This window comes from Martinezella sp. CNPSo 3964 (genome assembly GCF_057784375.1).
This window is the reverse complement of sequence record NZ_JBXSOW010000003.1, coordinates 357,162-377,738: the sequence shown is the minus strand read 5'-3', so window position 1 is coordinate 377,738 and position 20,577 is coordinate 357,162. Positions and strand designations below refer to the sequence as shown.

Sequence of the window (20,577 nt, the reverse complement as noted above, 5' to 3'; positions counted from 1 at the left end):
GCCGATGATCTACGACCCCGCCAGCGCCAATCCGCTTGCCGGCAACCCGCTTGCAAACCTTGCCGACATGCGCCGCGCACTGACCGATCTCTTCGACCCGCTGCTGCCCTATTTTTCCGAAGGCAACGCCCGTGTCCGCATCGATGGTGCGGGAGCCCACTTCGACCGCGCCGCCGCCGATCTCGAGGGCTTTGCCCGTCCGCTCTGGGGTCTTGCGCCGCTCGGCGCCGGCAATGGCGACTTCCGTCATTGGCACCGCTTTGCGGAAGGCCTCGCCAACGGCGTCGATCCGAAGCACCCCGAATATTGGGGTACGCTCCATGGCCGCGATCAGCGCATGGTCGAGCTGGCTGCGCTTGGCTTCGCGCTTGCGCTCGTACCCGAAAAGATCTGGGAGCCGCTCGACCAGCGCGCCCGCGACAATCTGATCAACTATCTCAAACACGCCCGCACCTTCGATTATGCCGACAACAACTGGAAATTCTTCCGCATCCTCGTCGATATCGCGCTCGACCGCCTCGGTGTCTCCTTCGACCGCAGCCTGACCGAAACCTATCTGAACGAGTTGGATGGCTTCTACATCGCCGATGGCTGGTATCGCGACGGCAATGTCCGGCGCATCGACCACTACATTCCCTTCGCTATGCATTTTTATGGCCTGATCTACTCCAAGCTCGTCAAGGACGACCGCGCCGAACGCTACCGCGAGCGGGCCGTCCTCTTCGCCAAGGATTTTCGCCACTGGTTCGCGCCCGATGGCGCCACGATCCCCTTCGGGCGAAGCCTCACCTATCGCTTCGCCTGTGCCGGTTTCTGGTCGGCGCTTGCCTTTGCCGATCTCGAGGCGCTGCCATGGGGTGAGATCAAGGGCCTGTGTCTGCGGCACCTGCGCTGGTGGGCCGACAAGCCGATTGCCCATCGCGACGGCACCCTGCCGATCGGCTTTGCCTATCCCAACCTCTTGATGTCGGAGAACTATAATTCCGCCGGCTCGCCCTACTGGGCCTTCAAGGCTTTCCTGCCGTTGGCGCTACCGGAAATGCATCCCTTCTGGACAGCGGAAGAAAAGCTGCCGGGAGATAAGCCGGCTATCATCCCTCAAACGCATCCTGGTATGGTGCTGATGCGCAGCAAGGCCGATGTCGTCGCACTCTCCTCCGGCCAGGAAAACCAGCAGATGCGCTTCGGCGCGGAGAAATACTCGAAATTCGCCTATTCAGCCCGCTACGGCTTCAGCGTCGAGAGCGACGAGCGCATCTTTGCCGGCGGTGCCTTCGACAGCATGCTCGCCTTCAGCGACGACGGCCTGCATTACCGCGTGCGTGAGACCAATGAAGAAGCCAAGCTTGCCGGCGATACGCTCTATGCCAAATGGTCGCCGTACCCCGATGTGACGGTGGAGACATGGCTGGTCCCGGCCGCACCCTGGCATGTCCGCCTGCACAAGATCAGCACGCCGCGGCCGCTGCAAACGGCCGAAGGCGGCTTTGCCATCGCAAGGCGTGATTTCGAGGCTGACACGCTCTCTTCCGAAACGGGTGCCGCCTATGCGATCGGCGAAGAGGATTTCAGCGGCATTGTCGACCTCGGCTCGACGATCATGCGGGAAGGCGTCGCCCAGAAAGCGCCGCCGAACACCAACCTCATCGTCGCAAAGACCTTGGTGCCGCAGCTGCGGGGCACCATTCCCGCAGGCGAGACCATTCTCGTCTCCGCCGTGCTTGCGGAGAAGGACCCCGCTGCCGTCGATCATGCCTGGAACAAGCCGCCCGCGAAGCCCGATATCGACGCCTTGCGCGCCCTCGTCAAAGACAAGGGGATCACGGTCAGCGCCATCGAGGCACCGGGTCGCCTGCCATGACGCAATTTGCCTCCGGCCGCCCGGCCATTGCCCTTGCCATGCAGCCATCGCGCACCCGGCATGTCCTGCCGGAGGCGCTTATTCAGCGTCTCGATACGATCGGCCAGGTGCTCGACAGGTCTCCCATGCAACGCTTCGACGACGCGCGTGCGGCCAAGCTGCTCGCGGAAACCGAAATCCTCATCACCGGCTGGGGCTCACCGACGATCGATGCCGCCGCACTGGCGCAGGCGCCGCATCTGAAGCTGGTGGTCCACGCCGCCGGCACGGTGAAAGGGTTGCTCGGCGACAGCCTCTTCGATCGCGGCATTTCAGTCAGCCACGCCGCCCAGGCCAACGCCCTACCGGTTGCCGAATTCACACTCGCCGCCATCATCTTCGCCGGCAAGAAGGTCTTCCGGTTCCGCGACTTCTACGTGGCCGACCGCAATCGCCAGCGGACGGTGCCGATGCAGGCCGACGCCATCGGCAACTATGGCCGCACCATCGGCATCATCGGCGCCTCAAGGATCGGCCGACGGGTGATCGAGCTGCTTGCCCCCTTCGACTACCGCATTCTGCTCTATGACCCGATGGTCGAGAAGGCCGAAGCGACACGTCTCGGCGTCGAAAAGGCCGAGCTGGACACGCTGATGGCATCAGCCGATATCGTTTCGCTGCATGCGCCATCCCTGCCCGCGACGCGGCACATGATCGACGCAGGCCGCCTGTCGCTGATGAAGGATGGAGCGACGTTCATCAATACGGCACGCGGCGCGCTAGTCGACGAAGCCGCCCTGATCGCCGTGCTAAGAACTGGCCGCATCGACGCGATCATCGACGTCACCGATCCGGAAATTCCGGAGGTGGCATCGGCTTTCTACGATCTGCCGAATGTCTTCCTGACACCGCATATTGCTGGTGCCGTCGGGCTGGAGCGAACCCGCCTTGGCGAGATGGCGATCGACGAAGCCATCCGCTTCATCGAGGGCAAGCCATTGCTCTATGAGGTCCGTCGCGAGGACATGGCGCGCATGGCATGATGCGACGCAGCGAATCCATGAAAACACCCTGAAATCGCCCCATTTCGGCACAGGCGAACAACCCGTTTTTAATCATTCCGCGGTAGCAATCTCTTCAGCGCATGCCCCCAAAAGTTCGTCCGCGAATTTTTGGAAAGGATCATGCGCCAACAGGTTGTTGCTGCGTCCTTTGCGCATCTTCACGACGCGCGGCGCAGCAATGAAGAGGTTCTAGTAATGCGTACCCGCGTCCTTTCCATTCTGGCCGTAATGCTGCTCAGCGTGCTGGCGGGCTGTGCTACCGCGCCGTCGCGCACCCGCAACATCTGCGCGATCTTCGATCAGCGCGACGGCTGGTTCAACAACTGGCAGCGGGCCGCCGAGCGCACCGAGCGCAAATACGGCGTGCCGGTGCCGATCCTGATGGCGACGATCTACACCGAATCCGGCTTCCGGCCGCGCGCGCGCCCGCCGCGGCGCTATTTGCTCGGCTTCATTCCCTGGAAGCGCCCGACGACCGCTTACGGTTATTCGCAGGCGCTCGACGGCACATGGGACAAGTACAAGCGCGAGACGGGCAACTGGACGGCAAGCCGCACCAATTTCGCCGACGCTATCGACTTCGTCGGCTGGTATCACTACCAGACCCACCTGCAGACAGGTATTGCCCTGAACAATTCCTACGATCTCTATCTTGCCTATTATTCAGGCCCCAAGGGTTACCTGCAGGGATCATGGCGCGGCAATTCGACCGCTCTCGCCGGCGCCAAGCGCTTCAACGGCATAACGCGGATCTACGCGCAGCAGCTGCCGAGCTGCAACTGATCGATTGGATGGCTGGCGCCGCAAGCCCTAAGGCCGCGGCTCCAAAAGATTCAAGCCATCATCCTTACCCCAGATATCGGCAATCGACACCTGCTGGCCGGTACGGCTGCTTTGCAATGCTGCGACACCGCACAGAACCGACATCGCCCCAGCGCGCGAACCGGCCCGCTGCTTGAGCTCGTCGTTCGGGCCGGCGCGCAAGAGCATGTTGCGCAGCCGGTCGTCGCCGCCATAATGCCCGCCGGATGAATGTGGCACCCAGATACGCTCGACATCGCCGAAATTCTTCATCACGACGATCTCGTCCGCCGGCGGCGTCGTCCAGTTCTGCTTCTCGTATTGGCGCAATTCGATGCGCCCCTTGTGGCCGTTGAAGGCGATGTGATGGCCTTCGATCGGCATATAGGTATTGAGGGAATAGGAGACGTTGACGCCGTTGCGATAGCGGATGGAAGCAACCATCGTATCGGGGATGTCGATATCCTCGCGGAAGACGCAGGCATCGCGGACATAGCCATCGACGGTCGACGGCTCCTCGTAAAGGCTCTCGAGCAGCGGCGTTGCGCTGATGTCGAGATAATAGTCGCACTCGTCCTTGTAACGACAGCTGCGACAGCGCTCGCCGCGGAAGGGACCCTTGCGGCCGTAGTGCTTGAGATCGGCAAAGGCGGAGACCGTTTCCGGATCGGAATCCAGATACCAGTTCAGCAGATCGAAGTGATGCGTCGCCTTATGAACGAAGAGGCTACCGGAATTTTCGACGAAAGCGTGCCAGCGGCGGAAGTAGTCGGCACCATGGCTGGTGTCGAGATACCAATGGAAATCGACGGACGTAACCTCGCCGATGACGCCGGAATTGATCAGCTCCTTGATCTTTGCCGCTGTCGGCGCGAAGCGATAGTTGAAGGAAATATCCAGCCGCTTGCCGGTACGCGCCTCGGCATTGAGGATGCGCTTGATCTTGTCGACAGTCGTCGTCATCGGCTTCTCGCTGATGACATCGGCACCGGCCTCCATCGCCTTGACGATCAGATCGTCATGAGTGGAATCGCGGGTGCAGACGATGACCAGATCCGGCTTTTCCGTCCGCAGCAATTCGTCGAAGTCGGTATAAACTGGCACCATTGCGCCGATATAGTCGAGCGCCCGCTTCGCGCGCATGGCATTGAGATCGCACACCGCCACAAGCTCGACCTCGGTGCTCCAGCGCTCGACCAGATCCTTGCCCCACATGGTCGCGCCACGGTTTCCCGTGCCGACCAGAACGTAGCGTTTCTTCGATGACTGCATCTGCTCCTCCAGAATCTGCAAACAACGATGATGCGGCCTTGGCGGCCTGAATTTATCTCGGTGGTGTGCCCCTCACTCCAACCCTCTCCGCGTTCGCGGGGAGAGGGGGCTTTCCCTGCCAAACCGAAGTCACGATCCGAGCTGAGAATTCGATCGTCTTCCTCCGTCGTCCCCTCTCCCCGCGAGCGGGGAGAGGGCTAGGGTGAGGGGCATGCTCAAAAAGACTCAAAGCCCCATGATATCGACTAAAATCCTACGCCGGCGACCTTTCCATTGCCGCCCAATCAGGCTCGACCGAAGAGCCAAGGCCAACCGCATTGATGACCGAGCCGATCGCAAGCTGCCCCGCCTCGATCCGTAGCCGTGTGCGGCCATTGCTGACGCGGTAGAGATCGGAATGCGTCTCGGCGAAGGCGGCCTGCTCTGCCTCCGGCGCGCCAGCCATGCCATCGACATAGTGATGGCCGTTGCGCTCGATATGCGTCATGCCGATCAGCGAGGCGAGCGCCAGATCCTGCTGCACGGCAAGGCCCCCTTGAGTCGTCAGGTCCTCGGCCGACATGAAATAGGCAATGCCATCCTCCGCACTCCATTTGGCGACGCGCGCCCGGTTTAACAGCGAGCGATAGAATCCTTTGCAGGATTTCGAGGAGATGCCGGTATAGCCGAGCGCCCTCGCCGTAACGAAGGCATCGATATCGGCATCAGATTCGTCGATCTCCACCGGCTTGAAGGCGGCAAGCGCCTTCACCGGCTTTTCGAAGGCATGGGCGCGGGCGATCGGCTGCTCGACGAACAGGATCGAGGCGGCAAATCTTGCCAGCCTCTGCTCCGCCTTCACGCGGGCAAGCAGATCGGCGACCGCCTCGGCGGAGGAGAACTGTTCGTTGCCATCAAGCGTCACCGAGTAGCTAGGCACCTTGGCATCGATGACAGCAGCGATGCGGCAGAGACGATCGATATCCGCCTCGGGCGCACCCGAAACCTTGACCTTGAAGAAGGTCAGGCCATAGGCATCGATCGCCTCCTCAAAGCTTTCCGGCAGTCCGTCGTTCAGGCGCTCGCTTGCCGGAATATCGCTAGGAACGATGGCGTCGACCAGACCGACCGTGTGGCGGGCGGCAAGGTTCGCTGCCGGTTCCAAGGTCGCGAGGAAACCGGAGAGATCGAAGCCCGAAAGATCGCGCGCGGTGGAGTGATCGATGCCGGGCCGATTGGCCTTGATCGCCTGCGCGATCGTCAGCCCTTCCAGCCGGCAAAGCGCGTCGAGGATAGCTCGGTCGGCAAGCGCCAGACCGAAGGAGGCAACCAGTCCGTTCAGCTTCTCCGCCGCTGCGCGGGCGTGATGCGAGGCCTCGACAGCCGCATGCAGGCCGAAAGCCGTTCCTAACCCCGCACTCCTCAGCGCATCAAGCGCCAGAGCCAGCGACCGGCGCAGCTGGTTTTCATTGTCGGCATTGGAAAGCTCGGGCGATTTATCGAACCATTTCGGCACCATCAGCTCGGCAGCCATGCCCTCAACAGAGCGTCCCTGCGCATCCTCGATGCGTACACGCAGAAAAATCTGCCGCGCCTCCCGCAAGGTCGCCGCCCCGAAACGGAATGGAAGCCGCAGCTTGACCGGGCGCTCGAATGCCTCAGCCTCGACAAGCCTGATGTTCAATGGTTCGGTCATGATGCTGGTCGGCTCCCGTGATGGTCAGGCAAGTCTGTTCGTGTACGCATTGCGTTGCATGGCCCCTCACCCCAGCCCTCTCCCCGCAAGCGGGGAGAGGGAGTCTTCAAGCCCGTGACCAGTACGAAACCGGTAACGGCAAGCTGGCTTGCTCTGGCGCCCCCTCTCCCCGTTTCAACGGGGAGAGGGCTGGGTTGAGGGGCCATTTGGATAGTTGCAGAAGAAGTTCTTCACATCGCCGACCACGTCATACATTGTAGCCAACACGCTTCGCGCTATCTCCTCCATGCCCGGTTCCCTCCAGAACCAGGAAAAGCAAATATTTGGCCACCCAAACAATGTAACCATATGGTTACAAGATCGCGCGTTGTCGTCAGCCTTGTCAATCACCTTTTGAAAATTTCTCGAAACCGCCAAACTGCCGGGCACTACGCGCGGATCGAAGCGAGCGTGACGGCAACGATGTGCTCGCCCCAGTCATTCAGCGCATCGGGCGCCGTCAGCTTCCGCGCGAAAATCGTCGACAAGGTGTGACGGTTCGACAAATAGAAAAAGCCAAGTGCCGCGATCGTGAGATAGACGGATATGGGATCGACCGCTGGACGGAAAATGCCGAGCGCCTCGCCGCGACGAAGCACATCCGCAAGCTCGTCGATCAGATGCGAATGCATGGCAGAAACTTTGTCCGATCGCTGCAGATAATGCGCATGATGCAGATTTTCGGTGGCAAGCAGGCTCAGAAATTCCGGATGCGCAAGAAAATGCCGCCAGGTGAACAAGGCCAGCTCCCGCATTCCCTCCTCCGGATGACGGCGCGCGAGATCGAGCTGTTTTTCCGCGTTGCGGATCGTCGCATAGGTCGCCTCCAGCACGGCGAGATAGAGCCCCTCCTTGTCGCCGAAATAGTGATACAGCATCCGCTTGTTGGTCTGCGCTCGCGCTGCGATCGCATCCACTCGGGCGCCGCCGAAACCATGCGCGGCAAATTCTTCCGTCGCGGCCTCCAGGATCGTGGCATGGGTGCGCTGCGGATTGCGCGACACCTTCTTCGACCGTGTTTTGATGGCCCTGTCGGTGTCGGCTTGTGCTGCATTTTCAGTCGCTTGCCTCGCCCTGCCCGCCATGGACGATCTCCTTCCCGACCGGTGCCTTCAGCGATGGATGCCGCCGGTCCCGCACGCCTCGTTTTCATTGCGACGCGATTGGTGCTTGACAGCGATCGCGTTTCTATCCAACTTGTAACCAAATAGTTATATCATGCAAAGCAGTTCGTAAATCATCGGTTCGCTGGGGAGGAGACCAGGATGACGTTGACGATCGACCGCCGGCAGTTGCTTGCCGGAATGGCAGCCACGCTAGCTTTCAGCAGTATCGGACTTTCCCGCGCCAATGCGGCAACCGCGATGCGCCTTCTTTGGTGGGGATCGAAGGAGCGCAGCGACCGGACATTTGCAGCCGTAAAGGCCTATCAGGCGAAGAACCCGGATATCACCATTGCAGGCGAATCCTTCGGCTGGGACAGCTATTGGACGCGCCTCGCCACCCAGACCGGTGGCGGCAATGCGCCCGACCTCATCCAGATGGATTATCGCTACATCTTCGAATATGCCCGTCGTGGCGCGCTGCTCGACATGACGCCCTATCTCGGCAAGAGCCTGGCGATCGAGGATTTCGGCCCGGCCAACATCGATTCCGGCAAGGTCGACAACAAGATCTACGGCGTCAGCCTTGGCGTGAACTCCTTCATGGTCGTCCTCAACACGGCCGCCTGGACCGAAGCCGGTGTCGAACCGCCACATGATGCCATGACGTGGGAACAGGTCGGCGATGCCTGCGCCAAGGTAACCGCCGCCAAGAAGCGTCGCGGTTTTTACGGCACGGCCGATGCAAGCGGTGGGGAGCCGGCGCTCGAATGCTGGCTGCGCCAGCGCGGCAAGGCGCTCTATACGACGGACGGCAAGCTCGCCTTCGAAGCCAAGGACGCGACCGAATGGTTCGATCTGTGGGGCCATATGCGCAAGATCGGCGCCTGCGTTCCGGCCGACGTGCAGGCGCTCGATCAGCAGACGCTCGAAACCGATATGCTTGTCACCAAAAAGGCAGCGATGAGCTTCGCCCATTCCAACCAGTTCGTGGCCATTCAGGGCCTGAACAAGGAAAAGCTCGATATCGTCTCCTATCCGGTCGCGGGTGCGGACAGCAAACCCGGCCAGTATCTGAAGCCCTCCATGCTCATGTCGGTCTCGGCAACATCCCCGAATAAGGATGCCGCCGTCGCCTTCGTCAATTATCTGGTGGAGGATCCGGAGGGCACGAAGACGCTCGGTCTCGAACGCGGCGTTCCCGCCTCGCCGAAGATTCGCGATCTTTTGACCCCGGATCTCGATGCGACAAGCAAACAGGTCGTCGACTATATCGGCCGGCTGACGCCGCATGTCGGCGCACTGCCGCCGTCGCCGCCGAACGGCGCCGGCGAGAATGCATTCCTGCTGAAGAAGATCGCCGAGGAAGTGGCTTTCGGCAAAACCAGCGCGCAGGACGCTGGTACGAAGTTCACCGAACAGGCAGCAGCAAACATTACGCGAGGCTGATACCGTGGGTACAAACAGCAAGAGCGTTGCCGGCGACTTGGTCGTCGGCGCGCCCGCGCCGTTGCGCGTGGAAACCACCTATAAGGCGCCGAGCGCTTTCGCGCGCAACGCACCCGGCTATCTCTTCCTTCTGCCGTGGTTCATCGGCTTTTTCGGTTTGACCCTCGGGCCGGCGATCGCCTCGCTCTATCTCTCCTTCACCGACTACAATCTGCTCCAGTCGCCGAACCTCGTCGGCATCGAAAATTACGTGCGGATCGCGACGGCGGATGACAAGTTTCTCTCGTCGATGAAGGTGACGTTGTTCTATGTCGTCTGTTCCGTGCCGCTGAAGCTCGCCTTCGCGCTGCTGGTGGCGCTGCTGCTGAACCGCGGCATCAAGGGCCTGCCGGTCTATCGCGCCATCTTCTACCTGCCGTCGCTACTCGGCTCCAGCGTCGCGATCGCGGTGCTGTGGCGGCAGATCTTCGATGCTGACGGCATCGTCAACACCCTGCTCTGGTATGCCTTCGGCATCAACGGGCCGAGCTGGATCTCCAATCCGGACTATTCGCTCTACACGCTCGTGATCCTCGCCATCTGGCAGTTCGGCTCGCCGATGATCATCTTCCTTGCCGGCCTGCGCCAGATCCCCACCGATCTCTACGAAGCGGCCAGCCTCGACGGTGCTTCCAAGACGCGTATCTTCTTCAAGATCACCCTGCCGCTCTTGACGCCTGTCATTTTCTTCAACGCCGTGGTCCAGACGATCGACGCCTTCAAGGCCTTCACGCCGGCCTATGTCATTTCCTCCGGCACCGGCGGCCCGATCGATTCGACGCTGTTCTACACGCTCTACCTCTATCAGGAAGCCTTCGGCTATTTCCGCATGGGCTACGCCTCAGCGCTGGCCTGGGTTCTGGTTGTTATCATCGCCATCTTCACCGCCTTCTCCTTCCTCTCCGCTCGTTATTGGGTCCACTACGATGACTGACGCGAAGCTCACCCATTTTGCCGAGGACATGAAGCCACCGCGCGAGCGCCCGTGGTTCCTCTCCGCCCTCATCCACATCGCCTTGATCGCCGCGTCGATCGTGATGCTCTATCCGCTGCTGTGGATGCTCTCCGGCTCAATCAAGGACCAGAACGAGATCTTCGGCACGGCATCGCTGATCCCCTCGCACTTCGATTTCAGTTCCTATGCCCGCGGCTGGTTCGGCGGCCAGGTCACCTTCGGTACCTTCGTCTGGAATTCAGCCGTCATCGCCGTGCTCTCGGTCATCGGCAACGTCATCTCCTGCTCGCTGGCGGCTTACGCCTTCGCAAGGCTGAACTTCTGGGGCAAGAATTTCTGGTTCGCGCTGATGCTCGGCACGCTGATGCTGCCCTATCACGTCACGCTGATCCCGCAATATATCCTCTTCCTAAAGCTCGGCTGGGTGAAGACGATGCTGCCGCTCGTCGTGCCGAAATTCCTCGCGGTCGACGCCTTCTTCATCTTCCTGATGGTGCAGTTCTTCCGCGGCATTCCGCGCGAGCTGGACGAGGCCGCGATGATGGACGGCTGCAGCCCATGGCGCATCTACTGGCGCATCATGCTGCCGCTGTCGTTGCCCGTTCTGGCGACGGCCGCCATCTTCTCCTTTATCTGGACCTGGGACGATTTCTTCGGGCCGCTGATCTACCTCTCGGACATCAACACCTACACGGTGCAGCTCGGCCTGCGTTCCTTCGTGGACTCCACCGGAAGTTCCGACTGGAGCAGCCTGTTCGCCATGTCGAGCCTGTCGCTGATCCCGGTCTTCCTGATCTTCCTCTTCTTCCAGAGGCTGCTGATCGACGGCATCGCGACCGCCGGCCTGAAACGCTGATTATGAACCCCGCGGTTCCGAATACCCAAGGTTCGGGACCGTAAACAAAGAAACCATTGAAAGGAATGTCGCATGAGCGCGCTGCGCTTTGCCGCCATCGGCCTCAATCACGATCATATCTACGGCCAGGTCAACGTCATGCTGCGCGCCGGCGCGGAGCTGGTCGCTTTCCATGCCGTGGAAGACGATCTCGCCAAAATCTTCGCCGAGCGCTTTCCGCAGGCGAAACGCGTTGCCGACAAACGAGAAATCCTGGAGGACAGCTCCATCTCGCTGATCGTCAGCGCCGCCATTTCCAGCGAACGGGCCGGGCTTGCCATCGAGGCCATGCGCCACGGCAAGGACGTGATGCTCGACAAACCCGGCATGGTGACGCTGGATCAACTGGCAGACGTCCGGAAGGTGCAGGCCGAAACCAAACGCATCGTCTCCATCCTCTATTCAGAGCATTTCGAGACGGCGTCGACGGTCAAGGCCGGCGAGCTGGTGAAGGCAGGCGCCATCGGCAAGGTCATCCACACGACAGGCCTCGGCCCACACCGGCTGCGCAAGCCGACCCGGCCGGATTGGTTCTTCGACCGCAAGCGCTATGGCGGCATCATCGCCGATATCGCCTCGCATCAATGCGAGCAGTTCCTGTTCTTCGCAGATTCCCTCGAAGCCGAAGTGCTGTCGGCAACGGTGTCTAACCGCGCCAATCCGGAAACGCCCGGCTTGCAGGACTATGGCGATTTCCATGTGAGGACACCCGACGTCACCGGCTATGTCCGCGTCGACTGGTTCACGCCGGATGGGCTTTCCACCTGGGGCGACGGCCGCCTCTTCATCGTCGGCACTGAGGGCACGATCGAGCTGCGCAAATATATCGACGTTGCCGGCCGGCCCGGCACCGATCATCTCTTCCTCACCGACCGCAAGGGCATGCAGCATATCGATTGCAGCGGAGTGGAGCTGCCCTACGGCCGCCAGCTTGCCGCCGACATAAGGGACCGCACCGAAACGGCGATGGGTCAGGAACATTGCTTCAAGGCGATGGAACTGGCGCTGAAGGCGCAGGCGCTCGCCGAAGCAACATCGCTCAACAGCATTCAGAGGTAATCTCGATATGTCCGACATCAAGAAAGTCGCGATCATCGGCCTCGGTATCGGCCGCTCCCACATCACCGAAGGTTATCTGCCGCATGCCGATCGCTACGAAGTTGCCGTTCTCTGCGATCTCAACGAGGAACGCCTGAACGCGGTCGGCGACGAATTCGGCATCGAAAAGCGCGTCAAGGATTTCTCCGAAGTCCTCAACATGCCCGATATCGACATCATCGACATCTGCACGCCGCCCGGTTCGCATTTCCAGCTCATCATGCAGGCACTTGCCGCCGGCAAGCATGTCGTCTGCGAGAAGCCGCTCGTGGGATCGCTCGCCGATGTCGATGCCGTCATTGCCGCCGAAAAGACGGCCAAGGGCCGGCTGATGCCGATCTTCCAGTATCGCTATGGCGACGGCATCCAGAAGGCCAAGCGCATCATCGCTTCAGGCATTGCCGGCAAGCCCTATGTCGCCACGTCGGAGACGCATTGGGTGCGCGGCGGCGATTACTACGCGGTCCCCTGGCGCGGCAAGTGGGATACCGAACTCGGCGGCGTGCTGATGACACATTCAATCCATCTGCATGACATGCTCACCTATCTGATGGGGCCGATCGCGGGCCTCTTCGGCCGCGTCGCAACCCGCGTCAACGATATCGAAGTGGAGGATTGCGCCAGCGCCAGCCTGCTGATGGAAAACGGCGCGCTCGCCACCATCAGCGCCACACTCGGCTCACAGGAGCAGATCAGCCGCCTGCGACTCGCCTTCGAAAACGTCCTGATCGAGAGCAACCACGAGCCCTACAGCCCCGGCCAGGATCCCTGGAAGATCGTTCCCGCCAATGACGAGATCGGCGCAAAGATCGACGCGCTGCTCGCCGACTGGTCGCCGATCCCGAACCGTTTCAACACGCAGATGAAACTGTTCCATGAAGCGCTGGTGTCGGGCGGACCGCTGCCGGTGACCACGGCCGACGCCCGCCAGGCGCTGGAGCTGGTCACAGCCTTCTATGAATCGTCGGAAACCCGCACGGAAGTCCGCTTCCCCGTCGGGCCGGAAGCCAAGAAATACAAGAGCTGGAGGCCGGCATGAACATTGCCCCGCGAGCCATCAGGACCAACAAGGAGGGAGCACCCATGGCGACAAGCGTATCGCTGCAGAAGGTTATCAAGCGCTATGGCGAGCTTCAGGTGGTTCACGGGATCGACCTGGAAATCGAGCCGGGGGAATTCACCGTCTTCGTCGGTCCCTCCGGCTGCGGCAAGTCCACGCTGCTGCGCATGATCGCTGGCCTCGAGCCGATTTCGGGCGGCGGGCTCTATCTCGACGGCAGCCGCATGAACGATGTCCCCGCCTCCAAGCGCGGCATCGCCATGGTCTTCCAGTCCTATGCGCTTTACCCGCATATGACCGTCTACAAGAACCTGGCCTTCGGCCTTGAAACCGCCGGCATGAAGAAGCAGGACATCCAGCCGCGCGTTGAAAAGGCGGCCGAGGTCCTGCAGATCAAGCAGCTGCTGCAGCGCAAGCCGAAGCAGCTTTCGGGCGGCCAGCGCCAGCGCGTCGCCATCGGCCGCGCCATCGTGCGCGAGCCCAACATCTTCCTCTTCGACGAGCCGCTCTCGAACCTCGATGCGGAACTGCGCGTGCAGATGCGCGTCGAGATCGCCCGCCTGCATCAGCGGCTTGGCAACACCATGATCTACGTCACCCACGACCAGACCGAGGCCATGACCATGGCCGACAAGATCGTCGTGCTCAATGGCGGCAAGATCGAGCAGGTTGGTGCGCCGCTCGACCTTTACAACAAGCCGAAGAACAAGTTCGTCGCCGGTTTTATCGGCTCGCCGAAGATGAATTTCCTCGACGCGAAGATCGTCGCTTCCGACGACGGCTCCGCCGTCATCGACCTCGCCGGGCAGACGGCGCGCCTGCCGCGGCGGCTGGGCGGCCTGCAGCCCGGACAACCCGTCACCCTCGGCGCCCGCCCGGAACATCTGAACGTCGGCGATCGTGGCGTGGGACTCGGCAATGCCCGCGTCGATCTCGTCGAGCACCTCGGCGGCCAGACCATCCTCTATGTGACGCTGCATGGCGGCCAGGCGCTCACGGTCGCACTGGAAGATCAGCAGAGCATCCGCGCCGGCGAAGCGGTCAGCATCCATATAGATCCCGAGCGCTGCCATCTGTTCGGCCCGGACGGCGTGACTTTGTAGTTGGGGCTAGCGCAGGATCTATCTCGCCCCGGGCGGGCGAGATATTCCTTCACACCTCGACGATCCGTCGGCTGCCGATGGAACGGATCTGGCCGGACGGAATGACATCGGCCGGAACGCCATCGCGCCGATGCAGCCGAACGCGCCGGCTGCCGCCCGGCGCAAGATGGAACCAGTCATCCTCCGCCCGATAGGCTTCCAGATCGATCTGCACCGACTGCGCCAGCCGATCGCTGCTCAAATCGAGAAACCAGTCCTCGCCCTCCAGCACTGCCGACGCCGTGATCTCGGCATCATGAAACGTCTTCGCGCGCCCAAGCGGAAAATAGAAAGCTTCAGCGACGACAGCGCCGGTTGCCGACGCCGTCAGCCGCGCCACTGCGACATCATGCGATGGCGGGCCGAAACGGTAGGCATAGGTCGTATCGAAGAAGGCGCCAAAAAGATCAGTGCAGGCTATCTTTTTCTTGCCGCGGGCCTCGAGCACCAGATCGCGGCCACCGCCGACGACGATCTGGCGACCGTCGCGCAGGCAGGAAACCTGGACGGTCAGCTCCAGCGCCGCATCGCTCTCGTTAATGACATGCAGGTCGAGACCGTTCGTGCCCTCGTCCATCAACAGCACCTGCACCGGCCGGAAGGCGCGGCGCAGCGCATACCAGACCGGCTTCGGCTCTCCAGTCGAATCGATCACGCCCCAGCCCGGGCCGGGCAGGAGATCCTGCAGCGTCCAAACGAGCGCCCCGTTGCAGCCGGAGCCATGGCGCCGCCACTCGGCATAGGTCTCCTCGGCCACTTCGCCGGTCACGGCGCGCGAGAGGTTCAGATAGAGATCCGGATCCTCCCGTCGCAGCCGGTTGGGCTCTAAGGCATAGAGCTCCTGAAGATAATGATCGCGCACATCCTCGAAATCCCAGGACGCGCCGCGATCACGCGGCACGCGCTCTTTCCATAGTGGGCTATGGACTGCAGGGACCTGCAGATGCTGTCCAAGCGTGCGGGCTTGCGGCACATGCGCGAAAGCCAGGCTCTCGGCGGCAAAGCGGACATCGGCGCGACGCGCATCGGCGAGCGGCCGCATATAGGCGCCGACGCCATAGTAGTGCGTGACGCCCGCATTCGGCGAAAACGGCATCGGGCCGCCGGAGGGCGAATTGACGACATAGGGCACATCAGGCCGGAGCGATTGCACCAGCGGCGGAATGATTTCTTCGACAACGGGGCTTTTCCAGAACTGCTCGGGCAGGCCCATCATCGCCGCCTGCTGGTGGATCTCGCTGCCGCCACACAGGACTGCCAGCGAAGGCGAGAGACGCGTGCGGCTCAGAAGCTGCGAAACCTCCGCTTCAACATGCGCATTGAACGCCTTGTCGTTCTTCGGATAGTCGAAATTGGCGAACATGAAGTCGTGCCAGACCATGAGGCCGAGTTCATCGCAGAGACGGAAGAAGTCCGGCGTCTCATAGGCCATGGTGCCGCCGATGCGGATCATGTTCATGCCGGCCTCGGCCGCCAGCCGCAGCCAGCGCTCGTAATCATCGCGGCCACCGGGTAGGCGCACGATATCCGCCGTGGTCCACACGGCACCCCGGCAGAAGATCCGCTCGCCATTGACCATCAGGGCGAAATCCTGCCCATCGGCGCCGCGATCCACCGACAGCCGCCGGAAACCGGTCTGGCCGAGCCTATGTACGACGCCATCCACGACGAGCGTGACATCATGGAGCTGCGGCGCGCCATGCGTATGCGGCCACCAGGGCGCCACATCGGGAATCTTCAGGATTGCGGTATAACGGTTGGCACTATCCTTCTCGAAGGCCTGTTCCGCCTCCCCGCACCCCAAAAGCAGCTCGTTGATATCGCCCTCGATCGAAAGCGAGGCATAGAGCCTACCTTCGCCGTTCTCGAGCAGATCCGGCCGCAGCGAGAGATCACGAATGATGGGCGCGCTCGGTCGCAGCAGCGAAATCGGGCGCCAAGGGCCGACGGCCTGAACCTCGGGGCACCAGCCGGGCATATGGCCAAGCAGCGTCGTGCGCACTGTCCTCAGCCCCTGCGGCGTGATCATCTGCGGCCGCCAGCGGGCGCGCGGACCGGGCTCAGAAAGCTTCGGCTCCAGCGCGCGGAAGCAAAGCGCCAGCTCGTCGCCACCAAGCAAGGTGACGTCGACATCGTGAGCCTCGAACATGCTCTCGGACACGAGGATTTTCTGGCCGTTGAGGAAAACTTCGCAGAGTGTCGCCAGCCCCTCCAGCCGCAAAACCGCCTCGCCCGCTTCCGCATCCACCAAACGGCAAATGTACCAGGCGTCATGGTCGTGAAGCGGTTGCGGCTTCGTCCGGTCGAAACGCCCAGCCTTTTCCAAAGCTTCCGCCACCGTGCCCGGCACTGGTGCTGGAATGAAGCCAGAGGTCAGCGGCACATCCGACGGCAAGATGCAGGTGCCTGCATCCGTCAACACCAGATTCCATCCTTCGCTCAGCCGCATTCCACCGCCGAGATCCGCCAAGCGCCCGCCCATGACATTTTCGAGGGATTTCCCTCGCCCCAATATGTTCAGAAATAACCCAGCCGTATCGCGATCGAACAGAAGCCCGTCAAAGCTTCCGTTCGAGCTCGCTCATCATGGAATCCCACGCATCTGCGGCGGGATCAAGGGCCGTACGCAGCGGCTCGAATTTCTTGCGCGTGATGGCGCGGGCCAGCTGGAACTGCACCGACTTCGCCGTCTCGGAAATTTTCCGTGCTTCTCCGGCCGCATCTGCCAGATCGGTCGAAAGCCAGTCGAAGTGGCTGCCGGCGAGCTCGAAATTTGCGCCGAGCTGACGCAGCGTGTTGAAGGCATATTTGTGGAAGAAGCCGAAAGGCCGCTCGGCGATCGCCTCCACCTGCGCGGGGAAGACGTTTGCGAAGGCACGGATCGGATTGGCCTGCGGGCGACGACGGAAATGGAAGGAGAGAAGCCGCCGCGCGGTCTCGCGGATCGCGGCCTCGGCCGGTGCCTTCTCCGGGAATTTCGCAAATTCCGTGTAGGGCAGGAAGGGCAGGTCTTCATCCGTCAGATGCAGCTGGAACAGCCCGTCGAAATCCTCGCCGGACAGCTGGAAGAAGCCGCCATTGTGGAAGTAATCGAGCGTGCGGCCCTGCATGTCGAGCCGGTTGATCGCAACCGTCGTCTTACCGTGTTCGCGGCGATAGCCGACCCCCTGCGTATCCGGCATGAAGAAAGAATCCATCTCCACCAGGCAAAGTCGGCCGCGGCCGATCTGCTCGGCGACATGGTTCTGAACCTTGTCGTAGATCGCAAGCTCGGTGCAGCGCACGCCGTAGAGCGCTTCCAGATCCTCGAGCGGCGCCTTGAAGAAGGTGAACTGGTCGCCTTCGAAATCCTGGGTGACCGTGAAGCCGAGCATGGCTTCCGGTGGCAGCTTCAAGGTCGAAAGCACCTCGATCCAGAGATCGATGTAGCAATTCGTCTCGGGCCACATGCGCTCGCTGTCGTGCAGCGCATGTGGCTTGTAGGCGGCGGGATCCAGTCCCTGAAACACGGAAGCCATGGGAGCGATCAGCCCCACAGCGCCTTGCGCACGCTCTCGGGCCATTCCTTGACGTCGAGACCGTGGGTGTGGAACAGCGCCAGCGCAATACGCTCCAGGCCGAAACCGACACAGGCCGTGTGCACGACGCTGCCATCGGCAAAGTTCAGGCCCCACTTCGTGCCGAAGGCATCCTGGTGGTAGTTGAAGCTCATGCAGGCAGTCGGCTTGGCAACGGACGTGATCGGGATCAACAACTCGAACTTGAGGTTCTGGTCGCGCTGGTTGTTGGCAAGCATCTTGCCGGCGCGGCCGAAGAACGGGTCGTTGGCGACATCAATGGTCACGTCGAGGCCGACGGCCTTCATCATCTCGACACCGCGGTCCATCCAGCTCTGGCGGAAATCCGTCACATGCTTTTCGCTGCCCATGCAGACATATTCGCGCATGCGGAAAAGCTGCTGGCGGGCCGGGTCCTTGGAAGGCTCATGGCGGAAGCAATAGGACTGCAGGTCGTAGAGCGCACCGTTTTCAGGAATGGCGCCGCGCTTGGCAACCGTCGGATAAAGCGGATAGCAGGCTGCCGGCGTCAGCACGATATCGGTCGCCTGCTGATCCCTAGTCCAGTCGTCGCCGACTTCCATGCACTTCAGCAGGCTCATATGGTCGAGCTCGTTGCCGCAGAAGCTGTGCACCGTGCCGGCGAGCTGCGGAAAGCTCTTCATGTAGCCGCTCGTCTCGAAGAAGGCGCGGTTCATGCCGGGCGGAAAACGGATGGCCTCGGCGCCATCGGCGCCACCGAACGTGTCGATCAGACGCTCGAAGGCGGCAATGACGTCTTCAAACTGGCCGCTGCGGCCATAGAGACCGTCAACGCCGGTATCGATCAGCAAACCGGAATCAAAAAGACGGTCGAGAAACGAGGATTGCATATCCATGACGAATTACCCCAACAGGCTGGTATCTTGTTTGTGGACGAGCAGCATGGTCGACGTATTGCCGAGAATGCGGTCATTCGAGATCATCAATTGCGCCGAGTGCGCATCGCGCAGGTGGCGGCCGAGGCTGTAGGGCGTACCGTTCTTGTAGCCCATGATGCCGCAGATCAGCATCGCGTGGTTGATGATCGGCAGGATCATCTCGGACGAAGCGATCTTGACGTTGTTCATCGCCACGGCGAAGGCCATGGACGACAGGCGATCGGCATCGAGCTTCGCCTCTTCATAGGCCTTCAGCCCGGCAACCACGTTGGACTTCACCATCTGCAGCATGCTGGAGGCTTCGGCGAGACGCAGCGCGCCGGGCGGCGGCGCACCGGGAGACTTGCGGGCAGCGGCGCGCACGAATGCCTGCGCGCGGGAAACAGCGTCGGCGGCAATGCCGTGCCACACGCCGCTCCAAAGAAGATGTGAGCTTGCCAGCATCGATTGCGCGGCGATCTCGGCAAATGGCTTCGGCAGGATCTGCCTGGCCGGAGCTTCGCCCTTGAAGAGGAAGCCGTCGGAGCAGGTGCCGCGCATGCCGAGCGTGTTCCACTCGACCGTGCGCTTGATGTCGTACTGGTCTTTCAGGAAGCAGGTCAGCACCTGATCGGAGGACGCCGCCTCGGCATGGCTGCGCGAGGTAATCAGGATGGCGTCGGCATGGGCGCCATAGGAAATGACGGTCGCATCCTTTTCGAGGTAGCAGGTGTCACCCTCGACCTTGATGGCACAGATGCTGTTGCGCAGGTTGCCACCGATCCCGCCTTCGGTCGTCGCCGAAGCGAGCAGCAGCTGTTCCCGCGCGATGCGGCGCATGAAGTCACGATGCCAGTCGCTCTCGGCGCCGTGCTCGACCAGGCTCGAAAGCTTGATCTGGTGCATGGCGAAGACCATGGCGCTTGCGGCGCAGGCCTGACCGAGGATCGAGCAGAGCTCGGCGATTTCGGTCATCGACGCGCCTTCACCGCCGAGATCGGCGGGGATCTGGATGGAGAGAAGTTTTTCGGCGCGCATGGCGTCGACAGCTTCGCGTGGAAACCGGCCCTCGGCATCGACGGCATCGGCGTGCTGGCTGGCGATCGCTGCGACGCGGGCGGCGCGTACCGCCGCTCCCTCGCCCGCCCCAACCTCGAGTAAAGCGACCGCCGCAGTCATTATGCGACCTTTCTACTGTCGAGGATCATGCCGACGGTTCTCTCGATCGCGGCAATGCTGGCGAAGGACTTGCGGTTCAGCAGATTGTCGGGAAACTCGATGTCGAAGGCTTCCTCGATGCCAAGCATCAACTGCACGGAAGCGAAGGAAGACAGTCCGGTTGCGTAGAGATCGGCATCGTCTTCGATCTGATCGATAGCAACGGGAAGCGCGCCGAACTTGGCCAGCAAATCGCGAATCGTCTTGTTCATAGTCTAGTCCCTTCTGGCAATGGTAAGCATAACCGAAGTTACGCCGTCTTATCGTTCGCCAAGAAGTAACAGGCAAAATAGAACATTCCGCTAAGCGACGTGGTAAATACAAACAACTTATACTTTGTAGGAGATTGCTATATTCGAGACTTTTCTGATTAAAATTTACCATGTGTAAGCCATCTAAATGATGACTTCCGCATGAATATTAAAATTTTCTAATATTTTATCCTGATGATTTTAGGAAGAACGGGATCAC

The 20,577-nt window shown here is 61.4% G+C and carries 17 protein-coding genes; 9 read left to right on the top strand and 8 right to left on the bottom strand.

Annotation, left to right across the window (positions count from 1 at the left end):
• Window positions 1–4 precede the first annotated feature (4 nt).
• The 3 genes from AC13Q5_RS12230 (at window position 5) to AC13Q5_RS12220 (ending at window position 3,687) form a co-directional block, all read left to right on the top strand.
• Window positions 5–1,861, top strand: coding sequence for a DUF2264 domain-containing protein (locus AC13Q5_RS12230; RefSeq protein WP_488502021.1), 1,857 nt, complete (start codon window positions 5–7; stop codon window positions 1,859–1,861).
• Window positions 1,858–2,883 (top strand): hydroxyacid dehydrogenase, encoded by a 1,026-nt coding sequence (locus AC13Q5_RS12225; protein WP_488501826.1) that lies wholly within the window; start codon window positions 1,858–1,860, stop codon window positions 2,881–2,883. Before AC13Q5_RS12230 ends, AC13Q5_RS12225 begins: the two co-directional genes overlap by 4 nt.
• 216 nt (window positions 2,884–3,099) lie before the next feature.
• On the top strand, window positions 3,100–3,687 hold the full coding sequence (locus AC13Q5_RS12220) for a transglycosylase SLT domain-containing protein (RefSeq protein WP_488502020.1): 588 nt from the start codon (window positions 3,100–3,102) through the stop codon (window positions 3,685–3,687).
• A gap of 27 nt (window positions 3,688–3,714) precedes the next feature.
• On the opposite strand, the gene AC13Q5_RS12215 is transcribed toward AC13Q5_RS12220, so the two are convergent.
• The 3 genes from AC13Q5_RS12215 to AC13Q5_RS12205 all read right to left on the bottom strand — a co-directional run bounded on the left by AC13Q5_RS12215 (window position 3,715) and on the right by AC13Q5_RS12205 (window position 7,776).
• Complete coding sequence (locus tag AC13Q5_RS12215) at window positions 3,715–4,977, bottom strand: Gfo/Idh/MocA family protein (protein WP_488501825.1); 1,263 nt, start codon at window positions 4,975–4,977, stop codon at window positions 3,715–3,717.
• A gap of 253 nt (window positions 4,978–5,230) precedes the next feature.
• The gene (locus AC13Q5_RS12210; RefSeq protein ID WP_488501824.1) at window positions 5,231–6,652 is read right to left on the bottom strand and encodes a mandelate racemase; all 1,422 of its coding nucleotides are present in this window, start codon (window positions 6,650–6,652) and stop codon (window positions 5,231–5,233) included.
• Window positions 6,653–7,080: 428 nt separating this feature from the next.
• Complete coding sequence (locus AC13Q5_RS12205) at window positions 7,081–7,776, bottom strand: TetR/AcrR family transcriptional regulator (protein ID WP_488501823.1); 696 nt, start codon at window positions 7,774–7,776, stop codon at window positions 7,081–7,083.
• Between the two features lie 180 nt (window positions 7,777–7,956).
• Here AC13Q5_RS12205 and AC13Q5_RS12200 point away from each other — a divergent pair, with 180 nt between their 5' ends.
• From AC13Q5_RS12200 to AC13Q5_RS12175, 6 genes are all read left to right on the top strand, one after another.
• Window positions 7,957–9,243 (top strand): ABC transporter substrate-binding protein, encoded by a 1,287-nt coding sequence (locus tag AC13Q5_RS12200; RefSeq protein WP_457880398.1) that lies wholly within the window; start codon window positions 7,957–7,959, stop codon window positions 9,241–9,243.
• 61 nt (window positions 9,244–9,304) lie between these two features.
• A complete protein-coding gene (locus tag AC13Q5_RS12195; RefSeq protein ID WP_075853811.1) occupies window positions 9,305–10,216 on the top strand; it encodes a carbohydrate ABC transporter permease in 912 nt (303 codons plus the stop codon).
• Entirely contained in the window at window positions 10,209–11,093 is an 885-nt protein-coding gene (locus tag AC13Q5_RS12190; RefSeq protein ID WP_083961359.1) for a carbohydrate ABC transporter permease, read from the top strand. The genes AC13Q5_RS12195 and AC13Q5_RS12190 overlap by 8 nt, the downstream gene beginning before the upstream one ends.
• 72 nt (window positions 11,094–11,165) lie before the next feature.
• Window positions 11,166–12,191, top strand: a complete 1,026-nt coding sequence (locus tag AC13Q5_RS12185) for a Gfo/Idh/MocA family protein (RefSeq protein WP_488501822.1) — start codon at window positions 11,166–11,168, stop codon at window positions 12,189–12,191.
• 7 nt (window positions 12,192–12,198) lie between these two features.
• Entirely contained in the window at window positions 12,199–13,269 is a 1,071-nt protein-coding gene (locus AC13Q5_RS12180) for a Gfo/Idh/MocA family protein (RefSeq protein WP_488501821.1), read from the top strand.
• A gap of 44 nt (window positions 13,270–13,313) precedes the next feature.
• Entirely contained in the window at window positions 13,314–14,393 is a 1,080-nt protein-coding gene (locus tag AC13Q5_RS12175) for an ABC transporter ATP-binding protein (RefSeq protein ID WP_488502019.1), read from the top strand.
• Window positions 14,394–14,442: 49 nt separating this feature from the next.
• Here AC13Q5_RS12175 and AC13Q5_RS12170 read toward each other — a convergent pair whose 3' ends face one another.
• From AC13Q5_RS12170 to AC13Q5_RS12150, 5 genes are all read right to left on the bottom strand, one after another.
• Window positions 14,443–16,914 carry a glycoside hydrolase family 2 protein gene (locus AC13Q5_RS12170; protein ID WP_488501820.1) on the bottom strand — a complete coding sequence of 824 codons (2,472 nt, stop codon included), beginning with the start codon at window positions 16,912–16,914 and terminating at the stop codon, window positions 14,443–14,445.
• Between the two features lie 76 nt (window positions 16,915–16,990).
• The gene (locus tag AC13Q5_RS12165; protein ID WP_488501819.1) at window positions 16,991–17,950 is read right to left on the bottom strand and encodes a DUF1839 family protein; all 960 of its coding nucleotides are present in this window, start codon (window positions 17,948–17,950) and stop codon (window positions 16,991–16,993) included.
• An 8-nt stretch (window positions 17,951–17,958) separates the two neighbouring features.
• On the bottom strand, window positions 17,959–18,867 hold the full coding sequence (locus AC13Q5_RS12160; RefSeq protein ID WP_488501818.1) for an amino acid--[acyl-carrier-protein] ligase: 909 nt from the start codon (window positions 18,865–18,867) through the stop codon (window positions 17,959–17,961).
• A gap of 6 nt (window positions 18,868–18,873) precedes the next feature.
• The gene (locus AC13Q5_RS12155) at window positions 18,874–20,067 is read right to left on the bottom strand and encodes an acyl-CoA dehydrogenase family protein (protein ID WP_488501817.1); all 1,194 of its coding nucleotides are present in this window, start codon (window positions 20,065–20,067) and stop codon (window positions 18,874–18,876) included.
• Complete coding sequence (locus AC13Q5_RS12150; protein WP_075853503.1) at window positions 20,067–20,318, bottom strand: acyl carrier protein; 252 nt, start codon at window positions 20,316–20,318, stop codon at window positions 20,067–20,069. The genes AC13Q5_RS12155 and AC13Q5_RS12150 overlap by 1 nt, the downstream gene beginning before the upstream one ends.
• Window positions 20,319–20,577: the final 259 nt, after the last annotated feature.